This is a genomic window from Rhodococcus sp. NPDC060084 (assembly GCF_042730335.1).
Classification (GTDB): domain Bacteria; phylum Actinomycetota; class Actinomycetes; order Mycobacteriales; family Mycobacteriaceae; genus Rhodococcus.
In genome coordinates this window covers 1-13,909 of record NZ_JBHWWX010000004.1, presented here as the reverse complement: position 1 = coordinate 13,909, position 13,909 = coordinate 1, and the positions used below count along the sequence as shown (strand labels likewise).

Below are 13,909 nucleotides of genomic sequence, written 5' to 3'. Positions count from 1 at the left end.
CAGCCGGCCCACCGACGCGACTTCCTTCGATACGCTGCGCCGGAGAGACGCACGACACACACGGAGGCGCGCATGACCGACATTCTGGACCGCACGCAGATCTACATCGACGGACAGTGGGTGGCATCGGACGGGCCCGGGCGCATCGAGGTCCGCGACCCCGCAACGGAAGAGGTCATCGCCGAGGTGGCCGAAGGAACCGCCGGCGACGTCGATCGGGCCGTGGCCGCTGCCAGGGCGGCATTTCCCGCGTGGTCCTCCCTCAGCGGTGCGGCGCGCGGCGCCCACCTCGAGAAGATCTCCGCCCTCGCGAACGAGCGTGCCGCGGACCTGACCGCGACCGTCTCCCAGGACATGGGGATGCCGATGAGGCTCGCCGCCGCGGTCCAGGTGGGTATGCCACTGAAGAACATCGCGAGCTATGCGGCGCTGGCCGCGGACTACGAGTTCGACGACCGGCAGATCGGCAACGCACTCGTGGTGCGCGAACCGATCGGGGTCGTCGGCGCCATCACGCCGTGGAACTACCCGCTGCACCAGGTGGTCCTCAAGGTGTTCGCGGCACTCGCGGCCGGATGCACCGTGGTCCTCAAGCCGACCGAGGTGGCGCCGCTGGTGACCTACGCGCTCGCCGACATCGCGGACGAGGCCGGTCTGCCGCCCGGGGTCTTCAACGTGGTGAGCGGATACGGTCCGGTCGTCGGTGAGGCCATCGCGGCGCACCCGGACGTCGACATGGTGTCGTTCACCGGTTCGACCCGCGCCGGTAAGCGGGTCGCGGCGGTCGCGGCGGAGACGGTGAAGAAGGTCGCGCTCGAACTGGGCGGCAAATCCGCCAACATCATCCTCGACGACGCGGATCTCACCGCGGCCGTCGCCGACGGCGTGAGCAAGTGCTTCCTGAACTCCGGCCAGACCTGCACAGCCCTGACCCGCATGCTGGTCCCGGCCGAGCGAATGCCGGAAGTCGCCGCGCTCGCCGAGCAGGTGGCACGGAAATTCACCGTCGGACACCCGGGCGACGCCGCATCGAAGCTCGGCCCGCTCGTGAGTTCGACGCAGCAGGCGCGTGTGCGGGCGTACATCGACACGGGCGTCGCCGAAGGCGCAGAACTGGTGCTCGACGGCCGCGACACCGGGCTCGGCACCGGATATTTCGTCGGCCCCACGATCTTTTCCGGAGTCACCGAAGAGATGACGATCGCCCGCGAGGAGATCTTCGGGCCCGTGCTGTCCATCATGGGCTACCGCGATGAGGACGACGCCGTGCGTATCGCGAACACCAGCGAGTACGGCCTGTCCGGAGGCGTGTGGTCCGCCGACCCGCAGCGTGCCGAGGCGGTAGCGCGCCGGATTCGGACCGGCCAGGTCTACATCAACGGGGGAGCGTTCAACACCGACGCCCCGTTCGGCGGCTACAAGCAGTCCGGCATCGGCCGGGAGGGCGGCGTGTTCGGTCTCGAAGAGTTCCTCGAGATCAAGACAATCCTGCGTTGATGCAGCCCGGTCTACCGCGCAGATGACGGCTCCCGGCACGACGCAGCCCCCGCACCGTGGGTGCGGGGGCTGGAAGTGGCGTGACGGGTCTCAGCGTCGGCGCGTGCGCCCGAGGCGCAGCAGCGTCATCGCGAGCGTGTTGCCGTCGGCGCCGAGTTCGTGGAATCGGTCGAGAACCGCCATCTCCTCGGCCTGCGCCTCGCGGGTCGCGCCGGACTTCTTCGCGACAGCACCGATGCGTTGTGCCAGCTCGGCGCGTCGCTTGATGACGTCGAGAATCTGGGCGTCGAGCTCCTGAACCTGTTCGAACAACGTCCCCAGTTCAGCTTCGGTCGTCGACGCTGCGCCCTGGGTGCCGATGCCAGGCGAATCAAGCTGGACAGTCATGCAGACTCCTCCGGTCTCGTCTGAATCGTCAGAGATAATGTCGTGTTCCTCGCCGGAGGTGTTACTCGGCCATACCAAAAAATCTCCGGAACCCGTATTCGCCCCTGTTCCGACCCCCTGAAAACGCCGTGTGAACTGGCGTAACACTACAACTGACCAGTAAGTATGGTAATCGTCACATTCTCGCCTGCCAACCGAATTGCCGACCGCGAGACCCTTCGCCGTCCGTGGCTCCCCGGATCACCGACCCGCGGCGGCGCCTACCCGTTCAGGTAGCGTCGGGCTCCGACCGGCGCGGGCCGGGGGCGTCGGGGCTCCTGGCAGACCCGGAGGGGAGACCGATGCGACGAACATACGTTCGGCGGGGTGAAGACGGAGAGGCCGACAGCATTCGGACGGCTCCGGAACGCCCCCCCGAATGGCCGACGCAGAAATGGAACGTGCCGGCGACCGTGGCGACGGGAGCCGCTGCACTGACGGGGCTCGGTGCGCTGTGGGGAGGGTTGCGAGCTGCGGAGTCCGGCGCCGGAGGCGAGTCGCGATTCTTCGTGATTCTCGCGGTGCTCATGCTTCTCACCGCGTTGTTCGGAGCGGTGTACTGGTGGCCGGAGCGACGCGAGCCGAAAGTGCGGTACACGGAGACCTCCGGTCGCGGAACCACCGAGGTGCAGGCCCGCACGGCCGTATTCCTGCTGCTGGTCGCCATGGTCGGATGCGCGGCGGCACTGTCGCTCGGTGCCGCGGTCGAAGTGCTCGTCACCAACGGTGGTGTACCGCTGGTCAGCGTCGTGCTGGCAACGCTCGGGTCGGTCTGCGTCGTGTTCCTCGGAGAAGTGGCACTCGGCAGGATCCGCGCCGGAGCGCTGACACTCGGCCCCGACGGGATCAGGCACCGCGGCTGGTTCGTGGAGTCGTATCTGCCCTGGGTGTCGGTGGCGCGCCTCCGCGCCGTTCATCACGGTTATCCCGAAATGTGGGTGGAGGGCACCGAGACCGCCGCGTGGGCGCGTCGCCGGACGAGCAAGATCTTCCGCCTGGAATCGATTCCCGCCTCCCCGCGGATCGTGGTCGACTCCCGGCGCTTCGATATCGACGCCTCGCTCCTGTATCGCGTTCTCGAGCTCTACGTGGGGCGCCCGGACATGCGTGCCGAACTCGGTACCCCGGATGCGGCGACCCGCGTACGCAGCGGCGACCTCGCTGCTCCGGAGAAGAAGGACGGTAGCGATGGCGGGCACAGGCACCCGGTGTCGTAATATCCGTCACGGATTTCCCTCGTGCGACCAGGCCACATCGGATTGCGGTTCGGAGCGTCGGCGTCGCGGACAACGGTGTTCGATCAGATAGGACGAGAACATGAGTACTCCGGAACCGATCGTCATCATCGACGGCGCACGTACGCCGATCGGTAGCTTCGGTGGCGCCTTCAAGGATGTGCCCGCCCACGAACTCGGCGCCACGGCTGTGCGCGAGGCTCTGAAGCGTGCCGGGGTGGCACCGGAGGACGTCGACGAAGTCATCATGGGATGCATCGGCCAGGTCGGGGCGGACGCCTACAACGCGCGCCGCGTCACCCTCGCCGCGGGACTGCCGGTCGAGACACCGGCCCTGACGGTCAACCGCTTGTGCGGCTCCGGGCTGCAGGCGGTGTGGTCTGCGGCGCAGGAGATCCGCTGGGGCAGCGCCGACATCGCCGTGGCGGGTGGCGACGAGAGCATGTCGCGCATGCCGTTCTACGACTTCGGTGCGCGCAACGGCTACAAGCTCGGCAATCGTGAGCTCGTCGACGGCACCGTCGGCATGCTCACTGACCCGTTCAGCAACCTCCACATGGGCGTCACCGCGGAGAACGTCGCCCGCGAATACGGCGTCGACCGCGACCAGCAGGACGCCTTCGCCGTCGAATCGCAGCGCCGTGCCGCGACCGATGCCGCCAAGGCCGTGTTCGCCGAAGAAATCACCCCGGTGGAGATCGGTGGGCGCAAGCCCGTCACCGTCACCGAGGACGAGCATCCCAAGCCCGGCACCACCGTCGAAACACTCGGGAAGCTGCGCGCCGCCTTCACGAAGGACGGCACGGTGACCGCCGGTAACGCGTCGGGCATCAACGACGGTGCCGCCGCGCTCGTGCTCGCACGTGAGTCGGCCGCCCGCGAGCGCGGACTCGAAGGCTCCGTGGTTCTCGAGGCCGTCACCACCGCCGCGATGGACCCGCAGCTCATGGGCTACGCGCCGACCTTCGCCCTGCGCAAGCTGTTCGAGCAGACCGGCACGTCGCCGGCCGACATCGGCACCGTCGAACTCAACGAGGCGTTCGCGTCGCAGGCGATCGCCGTGATGCGCGACGCCAAGCTCGATCCGGAGAAGACGAACCCGTACGGTGGCGCGATCGCCCTCGGTCACCCGGTGGGGGCAACCGGCGCCATCCTCACCCTGCGCGTCGCGAAGGACCTCGTTCGCCGCGACCTCGAGCTGGGCATCGTCACCATGTGCATCGGTGGCGGGCAGGCTCTCGCGGCTCTGCTGCGCCGTGTGAACTGACGAGCGCGTGAACTGACGACACTGCTAGACAGTGGGACCGGGGCCGGGCGACGAGATCGCCCGGCCCCGGCCCGTGTCACGGCCGGGAAGAGCTCCGGGTCACGGCAGTGACGGACGCACGTGGCGCGTGCGACCGTCCCAGTGCACCCGCGTGGTGACCGCAGACCCGTCCTGGAGACGGCGTACTTCGTAGATGTCGAGTGCCGGCACCCCCGGGACGCAGCCCCACAGGGCATGGCCGGTCATCACGAAGTCGATGTCCTGCCGTACGAGCAGCCCCATGAGCTCGCCGATGGTCGGCTCGTCGATCTTCGCGAACGCATCGTCGAGCAGAACGAGGCGCAGCGCCAGATCGGTATCGGGCAGTCCGGACAGGTAGCCGTCCGCGGCGGCGAACAGCGACACGTACGACACGAACCGGGTCTCGCCCTGGGAAATCTTGGCGCGCGTGGAGATCCTGCGTTCCTGATCGGGTTCGGGACCCAGGATCGTCACCTCGACCGTGTGCCACTGGCGGTAATCCAGCGCCTGCGACAGGTGCGTGGCGTATCCGGCCGACGGATCGGTGGCATGTGACGCTTCCACCCGGCGACGCAGCAGCTCGAGGAGTTCCTCGCTGTCACCCGGTGACCGCTCCCCGGTGAGCAGACGGGTCACCAGAGCCGCGTCCGCATCCTCGCGCACCGGGCGCCACGCGATGCGCACCCCGATCCCGTGGGTGGTGCGGCTGTCGGCCAGGCTGGTGTTCATCGCAGCGACAAGCTGTTCGGCCTGGGTGATCCTGCGGCGCAGTTCGTCGGCGACCCCGCCCAGCACGAAGCCGGTGAACACGTCGCGTTCACGCTGGGACAGTGCACGACTCTCGTCCTCGACGCGCTTGGTGAGCTCGGCCAGCACGCCGGTGGGTGTGGTGTCGTCGCCGACGCCGCCGATGTTCACCACATGCGCGGACTCGGTGACGGTGTGCCGGACCTCGAGACGATCGGAGATGTCGCGATCGAACCGCTGCAGCGCGGCGAGCATCCGGTTGTCGCCCGTCCCGGTGCTCGCGGGCAGCACGCTCAGCAGTGCCTGTGCAGCGGTGCGCACGTGGTCGGGGTCGTCGAGGTGCGCGAGCGGCTCCGCCTGAATGTCGGCGGCTGCGGCGATTTCGGGGAGTTGCATCTGTGCCGACAGCCGGCCGGCCGCGGCGGCGAGTTCGTCGCGGTCGCGCCGGAGCCGCTCCCGCACGGCGGCGCACTGCTGAAGGACCTCCGCGACGGCCTTCCCGAGGTGCTCACGATGGGTCACGGTCCGTCGGCACTGTTCTTCGGTGCGCGCGCGTTCCGCGTCCGAATCGCGCAGCTCGCGAGCGAGATCGGCGGCATCGACGTCGAGTGCCTCCACCTGTGCGGCCACGACGGCTGCCTTGCCGTGCCACTCGTGCCAGCACGACTCGGCGTTCTCCTCTGCCTCGGCACGCACGTCGGACGCGGACGCGAAACGGTCGGTGGCCGCGGCGAGTCTGTCCCGTGCGGCAAGCACGTCACCGACATCTCGCGACAGATCCAGGCAGGTTCTCTCTGCGACCGCACAGGTCGAGACCACCGCTTCGAGGTCTGCCACGTCCCGCGGCAAGGAAAAATGGGTGCAGGTGGCTCGGTGGGTGTCGAGATCGGTGGACCATTGGGTCCGCAGTGTCGCGGCGTGCTTTCTGAGTTCGGCCGCGGCGGCGGCGCTGACCTGCGCGCGGCCGTCGGCCTCTCGGTACCGGTGCAGCGCTTCCTCCAGGGCTCCGGTCGTGGGAGCCGACGACGCATGAGCATGCACCAGGGCCCGGCTCGTGGCCGGATCGCCGCGCTCGGCGGTCCGGCGCTCGGCGGCGAGGTCGAGTGCCGCGAGGTCCGCGGTGATTTCGTCGAGCCGGATGCGCCGGAGGGCGGTGGCGGCGTCGCGGGCACCCGCGCCGATATAGCGCGCGGACTCGGCGGTGTGCCGGCCGCGCAGAACCCCGTTGTGCCATCGTCCGTCCCGCGACACCGACGCGACCGCAGCGGCGTCTTCGAACCCGATCGCGGACAGGACGGCCGTGATCGCGGTGAGCGGTACGTCCGTCTCCGGGGCGGGTACGAGCACCGTCGACAACGGTTGCCGCGGCGGTTCGCCGCGAGGCGAGACGAGGACCTGGCCGGTGTGCGCCCGGAGCCTGCCCTCGCCGTCCACGGTCGCGGTGAGGAAACCGGCGGCGAGCAGCGCCGCTTCGATGCCGATGCGGTCGTCTTCACCGAGGGTGTCGGCGAAGTCGACTGCCTGCCACAGCGGTACACCGTTGCTCGGCGACTGCCACGGCGCCCCCACAGGAGTCCCGTCGTCGGCGTCGAGTGCGTCGCGTTCCTCCGCCAGTGCCCGGCGCCGGGCGTCGTCGGTGCGGTCCTGCGGCGGCGCGACAGCGGTCTCGTCCAGCGCGTGGACGGCTGCCTCGGCCGCGGACGCCGGCAGGGCGCCGAGTTCCGACAGGATCGGGTCGGCGTCTGTATCGATTTCGGTGTCGGTGTCGGTGATGGACTCGAGATACGCCGACAAGCGACGCATCAACCCGACGGCGTCGAGATCCGGCAGGAGCGCGGACGTCGAGTCCGAGGTGAGCCACTCGCGCCAGCCGTGCCGCAGCGACAGTGCCGCGTCGTCGAGCCGGGCGGCGGCCTCGAACCGCTGAGCGGAGTCGCGTTCGGCTTCCCGGGCGGCGCGCTCGGCGGCTGCCTCCGCTTCGCGTACTCCGCGCCCCCATAGGTCGAGTCGCCGGGCCTCTCCGAGTCGCCGGGACGCCTGCTCGCGGCGACGCCGGGCCGCCGCGGCCGCGTATTCGGCTGCGGCCCTGGCCTCCTCGCATTGTTCGGGGACGAGCGTCGCCCGCGCGATCGTCGGTCGCGGCGCCGACTCGGGGGGTGCGTCGCGGTCGGTGCGCACCGGGTGCAAGGCCGGTACTTCCCGGTCGATGTCCAGGCGGACGTCGGCGGGAAGTGCGCCGTGCGGGACGGTGGCGGCGGTGAGTTCGCGTTTCGCCAGCGCGAGGCGTTCGGTTGTCCGGTCGACCGCCGCGGACAACTCGTCCAGGAGTTCGCCGGCACGGTCTGCTTCGAGGCGCTCGTGGGTGCGCGCTCGCGTCGCCGCGGCGATCGCCTGATCCGCGGCGAGCCCGAGAGCGTCGACCGCGAGCTGACGTTGGGCAAGGTCGTCTGCGGTGCGGAACAGTTCGTGGGTCTCGAGTCCCCGCATCGCGCGCTCGAGTTCGGAGAGCTGATCGCGGCGCTCGCGCAGTCGTGTCTCGGCGGCGGCAGCCTGCGTATCGAGATCGGTGGCGTCGGCTTCCGCTGCTGCCAGTTCGCGCCGGGTGTCGGATACGCGGTCGGCCGCGGCGACCGCAGCGTCGGCGCTCGCGCGAAGCAGGTCGGCGGCGTAGCGCCGATACACCGCGTGGAACTGGCGCACGCGCGTCAGCGATGCCTCGAGCTGAGCCTGCGCTCGACGGCTCTCCCCGAGCAGATCGAGCTGACTTCCCGCTTCCACCAGCATGTTGTCGGCGAGCGGGGGAAGCGCATCGGAAAGGATCTGCGGCAGCCGGCCTTCGTCGATCCGGTTGCCCACATCGGGCGACCGCAATGTGTGGAGCAATTGCAGCAGCCCGGTGTACCGGTCGCGACCACCTTCGCCTCGGAGCCCGAAGACCAGGTCACGGACCGTGTCACGATGCCGGTCGGGTTCGCGGGTGAGCTTGTCCGCGCCGATTCGGGCGGCGAGATCGTCACGCGAGAGCGGAGCACGGAACTCGTCGACGAGCACGAGGTCGTGCCCGATCCGAAGCTCGGTGGTGAAGAAGTGCACCTCGCTGCGGTGCGCCGTGGCGCTGTACCGGATGTGCGCACCGATGGTGAGGTGACCGTTGGGGCGTGCCAACTCGATCCACAGATAACCGATCCGGTTGGTCTGTCCGGCAGCGCCGGTGCGCATCAGTTCGTCGAGGTCGACCTTGGCGGCGCCGGTCGCATCCATGCGTTTGCGGTCGGCGTCGAGAAGAAACGGCAACAGCATCTCGAGGGCACGCGACTTGCCGGATCCGTTGGTGCCCCGCAGGATCATCCGGCCGCCGGGCAACGTGAACTCGGTGTCGAGGTAGTGCCACACGTTGACGATTCCTGCTCGCGACAGTCGCCAGCGATGGGGATGGCGTACCGGAACGCTGTCGTCGTGGAGCAGAGCGTCGGAGGAGTGGGTCATGTGGCAGATCTTTCGGCGGCGGTGGGGCGGTAACGGGCGGCGGGGGCGGCCAGCATCAGTCCGTCCTCCGAGGGTCGGGCGAGGCCCAGTCGCGTCAGCAGCGACGTCACGTCGCGTCGGAGCAGCGGAACATCACGGACGTAGTCACGGCGCCACGTTCGTGCATGCGCCGCCACGAACTCACCCAGCAGGGCATCGAGGGCAGCCGTGTCGACGTGCAGGTCCGCACCCGGTTCGGTGTCGTAGCGGTCGGTGAGTTCGGAGACGAGCAGCAGCGCCGCCTGCTCGACCGTTCCCGCTCCTGGAAAGGGCGCGTCGGTGAGTTCACCGTCGGGGTCGTAGGCCAGGGCGCCTTCGGTGCGCACCTCGAGCACCAGTCCGAAGTCCTCGTCGAGCCGCCGGTTGAGCTCGGCCCGGTCGCGGACGAGCACGTCGACCGCGTCTGCGTCCAGGTCACGGCGAGCGACGAACGGGTCTTCCACCAGGCGGCGGTACAACCGGCGCGCCGCCGGTTCCTGCGCGGGCGACGCGACGATCGCCGCCGGTCCGGTGGCCTTGTGCAGCGGACCGGACATCAGATGGGGGAGCAGCGCCCGGTCGACCGTGAGCGGAACGTCGCCAGGGAGATCGTCGACGGCAGTGCCCTCGCCGCCGGGTTCGGTGAGGACGCCCCACTCTTGGAGCGTCTGCAACGCCGACACCAGGTGCCGACGCTCCGACAGCGTGTCGCCGAGCGCGATTCCGTGTTCGTCCGCGTCGGCGCGGATCTGGTCGACGAGGTGCGAGACGAGCACGCGGTCGTCCGCGCCGGGCGCGAGCAGGGCAGCGCAGACCAGTGCGAGATACATGTAGGCGGTGGCCCCGAACTCGTCTCCGTTGCCGCGACGCACGGGCCGGCTCGGGGCCGAACCGTCGAGCGGTGCTTTCGTCAGCCGCGCGAACGAGGTGTCGACGACGAGTGTGTATCCCAGTTGCTCCGCGAACATCGACTTCAGAGCCGTGGCGTGTCGCCGTACCAGTTCGAAGGTGTCGGGGTCCTGCGCCGCGGTGAGGATCGGCTGCTGGAGCAGTACCCGGGCCGCATGCCGGCGACCGGTGGTGTCCTGGGCCACCGTGCCCGTCGTTGTGGTCACTCCGTACCTGTTCTCTGCGAGTCGGTGTCGGTCTGTGCACAGGTGCCGGTCGGTGCACGGCTGGCGGGCACCGAGGCTCGCAACGAGAGCGCGTGCACGGTGAGGTCACCGTCGGGGCAGTGCACCACCGTGTCGGGCCCCGGTTCGGCGGTGAGGGAGAGCCCGAGGTCGTGGTCGTCGACGCGTGCGGGGCTGTCCAGCGACCGCGAGCGGGCCAGCAGTTCCCCGAGCGCGTCGAGCAGCAGGGTACGGGCGAGGTCGGAGACATGCGCGCCGTTCAGGTCTCCCGCACCGCACAGTTCCTCGACGGCCGCGGCCCGCTCCTGCGACTCCTGGGTCGCGAGCGCGTCGGCACGTGTGCGATCGGGCGTCGGATCGGGGATGCGCGCCGTGCGTCCGCGGGGGGAACGGTCGCCGCGTTCGCGGAGCGACACCGGAACATGCACGGGATCGGCGTCCCACCACGACGTGCCCGGCCCGACCCGGGGGTCGGGTTCGTCGGGGCCGAGAAGAAGATGCCGGCTGGGGTAGGCGCCGAAGGTTGCCGCGAACAGGCGGTGCGCCTGCTCGTCGGAGGATTCGGCGAACCATCCGGCGAGCCGCAGCAGGTCGGCGCGGTGGGAGAAGCCCGGTGTGGCCGACGTGAGTCGCCGCGTGTGTACCAGCAGGCGGGTCAACGCGTGCGCTGCCGCGTCCCGCAACCGGCGCGGTCCCGAATCCTCGTCGTACCACCGGGCGAGTTCGTCCCAGTCGCTGCGGGTGCGCCCCGGCGACCGCACGACACCGGCCGGGTCGGGCAGGCCTGTGCCGGGCAACGCGGCGAGCACCAGGTCCAGCCGGGGTGCCAGATCGCGCAGCCGGGTGGCGACAAGCGGAGCGTACTGCGCGACATCCGAGGTGACGACGTCGAGATACTCGAGCAAGACGAGCTTGAATTCGGTGTAGTCGTCGTCGGACAGGTCCAGCCGGGCGAGGACCCCGCCGAGGTAGGTATAGAAATCGGCGACGCTCTCGGTGAACATCCGGTGGTGTGCGAACACGCCGGTGACGTGGCCTGCGAGCGCGTCGGGATCGGCGACGGAACCCGAGTCTCCGACCAGGGCGTCGATCAGGACGAGCGCGTCGGCGATGCGGCCGAGCGACTCGCGTGCCACCTCGCGCGCGCCGTCACGCGACGACAGCACCGCGGCGGCCTCCCGGTGCACCCGGGCTCCGGGAACGGTGGTGCGATAGCGGGCGCGGGCACGGACGTAGTCGGTGACGGCGCTTCCGCCGGTGTCGCGTCCGGACGCCGCGAGATTCCCCCAGTGGACGAGCCGGCGGCAGCGCGCCTCGACCACGTCGGCGTGCAGCGGGGTGCCCGTGGCGGCGAGGGCCGACGCGATGTCCGCGGCGGACAACTCGGCGAGAAGGAGACCGGAGAAGCAGTCCATCACCGCGGTGTAGTCGTCGGCTTCGTCGGCGACCAGATATCGGAACAGGTCTCGGCCGCCCCCATCACCCATCCGAACCTCCCTGCACGTGCGCCGTCACGGTAGGGACAGGCTAGCGGTGCGGACTGTCCCGGTAGCGGTCGCCCGGCGGCGCCTCGAGAAGCGTGACAACGGTCCAGGCCTGCTCGCACGCCGGTCGTGGACGGATCACAGGGACGGGTCGTACCGATTAGTGTCGCAGCACACCCCGCGCCTATAGTTGCCCTGTGCAACACGAGTGGCAGGCCGGGACGCCGGCCGAGACCGAAGTGGCGCAGGTCTACGACGAGTTCGTGCACCTCGTCCGCTTCCTGACAGCCGGAGAGCGCGCACACGACAGCGCGCTCAGTCTGGCTCAGCACTCCCTGCTCGGATTCATAGCCCGCCATCCGGGCTGCCGTGCCACCGAGATCTCGGAGACCTTCGGCGTCAACCGGTCCACCGTGTCCCGCCAGGTGCGCAACGCGGTCGAGGCGGGGTGGGTCGAGGCCACGGAAGGCTCGGTCAGGACGGGTAACCCCCTGCGCTTGACCGAACACGGCCGGGCGATCCTCGACGACACCGTGCTGCGCAGGCACGGCGAGATCCGGGCGGGTCTCGCCGGATGGGAAAAGGATGATCTCGACCGGTTCGTGCACCTTTTGCACCGCTTTCGAAGCGGCGTCGAGTGGGGCGCCACCCGGACTCCCGACCAGAACGATGGAGATATCAGTGCGTGAGTACTCGACCCCTGCCCAGTACACCATCGGTGAGGACGAGTCCGTGGTCCACACGGTCTTCGAACATGCGGAGAAGACCCCGCACCGAGTGATGTATTCGCGTCCGGTGGGCGACGAATGGATCGGTGTGACCGCAGGTCAGTTCGGGGAACAGGTCAGCGGCGTCGCCAAGGGCCTGATCGCCGCCGGCGTCCGCCCGGGTGACCGTGTGGCGCTGCTGTCCGCGACCCGGTACGAGTGGTCGCTGTTCGACTACGCGATCTGGGCGGCCGGTGCGGTGTCGGTGCCGATCTACGATTCGTCGTCGACCGAGCAGATCCGCTGGATCCTCGAGGACTCCGAGGCGTGTCTGGCCATCGTCGAGACCCCGCGTCACGAGGCACTGTTCGTCGGCATGCCCGAGACGCTGCGGCGTGTCGTGCAGATCGAGGCGGACGCGGTCAACACGCTGCTCGCCGAAGGTGCCGACGTCGACGATGCGGAACTGAAGGCGCGTCTGGCGGGTATCCGCTCGGCCGACCTCGCCTCGCTCGTCTACACCTCCGGCACCACGGGTCGCCCCAAGGGCTGCATGCTCACGCACGCCAACTTCCTGTCCGAGGTCCGCGCGATCCTCACCTCGTCGGTAGGCGCGGTCGCCAAGCCCGGAAACCGCGGCCTGACCTTCCTGCCGCTCGCCCATGTGCTCGCTCGCGCGGTCTCGCTCGCGTTGTTCGAGTCGGGCGCGGCGCAGGCCCACTGGGCGGACTTCTCGACCGTCTCGGGACAGTTCACCCGGTACTCGCCGAACATCATCCTCGGCGTTCCGCGGGTCTTCGAAAAGGTGCGCGACGGTGCCGCGGCCAAGGCGGCCGCCGGCGGCAAACTCAAGGGTGCCATCTTCGCGTTCGCCGAGCAGACCGCAGTGGAATACAGCGAGTCGCTCGACCACGGCGGCCCGACGTTCACCCTCAAGGCGAAGCACGCGCTGGCCGACAAGCTGGTCTTCTCGAAGCTGCGCGAGGCGATGGGTAACCAGTGCTGGTACGCCATTTCGGGTGGAGGGGCACTGAGCCCCAAGCTCGGCCACTTCTTCCGTGGCGTCGGCGTTCCGATCTACGAGGGTTACGGACTGACCGAGACCACCGCCGCACACAGCGTCAACACCCCGGGCGCCCAGAAGATCGGCACCGTCGGTCAGCCGATGGGCGGCAACAGCGCGCGCATCGCCGCCGACGGGGAGATCGAACTCCGCGGCAACGTCGTGTTCAACGGGTACTGGCGTAACGATGAGGCCACCGCCGAGGTGTTCGACGACGGCTGGTTCCGTTCCGGAGACCTCGGATCGATCGACGACGAGGGATACGTGTCGATCACGGGCCGCAAGAAGGACCTCATCATCACCGCCGGAGGCAAGAACGTCTCGCCCGGGCCGCTCGAGGACCGCATGCGGTCGCACACCATCATTTCGCAGGCGGTCGTGATCGGAGACGGACGGTCGTTCATCACCGCGCTCCTCACCGTCGACCCCGACGTCTTCGAGAACTGGAAGACCGAGAACGGCAAGCCGTCCACCGCGACGATCGCCGATCTCCGCCACGATCCGGCTCTCCGCGACGCTCTGCAGACGATCATCGACGACGCGAACACGATGGTGTCGCATTCGGAGTCGATCAAGAAGTTCGTCGTGCTCGAGCGGGATCTGACCGAGGAATCCGGCGAGCTGACGCCGACGCTGAAGATCAAGCGCAATGTCGTCACCGAGCGGTTCGCCGCCGATATCGAGGCGATGTACCGCAAGTAGTCTCCTGCCGTGGGGGCCCCCCCGCCCCGGGGGGGGGGGGGGGGCCGGCCAGACCCCGCCCGAGGGGGGGGGGGGGGTGGCGCGGCGGGGGGGGGCGGGCCCCGCGTGGCCCCCCGAAACACC

General features: G+C 69.4%; 9 protein-coding genes. 5 read left to right on the top strand and 4 right to left on the bottom strand.

Annotation, left to right across the window (positions count from 1 at the left end; translation table 11 throughout):
• Positions 1–72: 72 nt before the first annotated feature.
• Entirely contained in the window at positions 73–1,497 is a 1,425-nt protein-coding gene (locus tag ACFWBU_RS03505; protein WP_169622433.1) for an aldehyde dehydrogenase family protein, read from the top strand.
• A 90-nt stretch (positions 1,498–1,587) separates the two neighbouring features.
• On the opposite strand, the gene ACFWBU_RS03500 is transcribed toward ACFWBU_RS03505, so the two are convergent.
• The gene (locus ACFWBU_RS03500) at positions 1,588–1,884 is read right to left on the bottom strand and encodes a chorismate mutase (RefSeq protein ID WP_169622434.1); all 297 of its coding nucleotides are present in this window, start codon (positions 1,882–1,884) and stop codon (positions 1,588–1,590) included.
• 440 nt (positions 1,885–2,324) lie between these two features.
• On the opposite strand from ACFWBU_RS03500, the gene ACFWBU_RS03495 reads away from it, so the two are divergent.
• Positions 2,325–3,140 (top strand): hypothetical protein, encoded by an 816-nt coding sequence (locus ACFWBU_RS03495; RefSeq protein WP_296551536.1) that lies wholly within the window; start codon positions 2,325–2,327, stop codon positions 3,138–3,140.
• Between the two features lie 100 nt (positions 3,141–3,240).
• Complete coding sequence (locus ACFWBU_RS03490) at positions 3,241–4,425, top strand: thiolase family protein (protein ID WP_169652756.1); 1,185 nt, start codon at positions 3,241–3,243, stop codon at positions 4,423–4,425.
• A 99-nt stretch (positions 4,426–4,524) separates the two neighbouring features.
• On the opposite strand, the gene ACFWBU_RS03485 is transcribed toward ACFWBU_RS03490, so the two are convergent.
• Genes ACFWBU_RS03485 through ACFWBU_RS03475 form a run of 3 tightly spaced genes read right to left on the bottom strand, consistent with a single transcriptional unit; the run spans position 4,525 to position 11,317 of the window.
• On the bottom strand, positions 4,525–8,679 hold the full coding sequence (locus ACFWBU_RS03485) for a TIGR02680 family protein (RefSeq protein ID WP_378527488.1): 4,155 nt from the start codon (positions 8,677–8,679) through the stop codon (positions 4,525–4,527).
• Positions 8,676–9,812: a TIGR02678 family protein gene (locus ACFWBU_RS03480; protein ID WP_378527487.1), complete on the bottom strand. Its 1,137-nt coding sequence runs from the start codon at positions 9,810–9,812 to the stop codon at positions 8,676–8,678. Before ACFWBU_RS03480 ends, ACFWBU_RS03485 begins: the two co-directional genes overlap by 4 nt.
• A complete protein-coding gene (locus tag ACFWBU_RS03475) occupies positions 9,809–11,317 on the bottom strand; it encodes a DUF2397 domain-containing protein (RefSeq protein ID WP_378527486.1) in 1,509 nt (502 codons plus the stop codon). Before ACFWBU_RS03475 ends, ACFWBU_RS03480 begins: the two co-directional genes overlap by 4 nt.
• A gap of 194 nt (positions 11,318–11,511) precedes the next feature.
• Between ACFWBU_RS03475 and ACFWBU_RS03470 the strand changes: the two genes are divergently transcribed.
• Positions 11,512–12,003, top strand: coding sequence for a MarR family winged helix-turn-helix transcriptional regulator (locus ACFWBU_RS03470; protein ID WP_378527485.1), 492 nt, complete (start codon positions 11,512–11,514; stop codon positions 12,001–12,003).
• Entirely contained in the window at positions 11,996–13,786 is a 1,791-nt protein-coding gene (locus ACFWBU_RS03465) for an AMP-dependent synthetase/ligase (protein WP_378527484.1), read from the top strand. Before ACFWBU_RS03470 ends, ACFWBU_RS03465 begins: the two co-directional genes overlap by 8 nt.
• Positions 13,787–13,909: the final 123 nt, after the last annotated feature.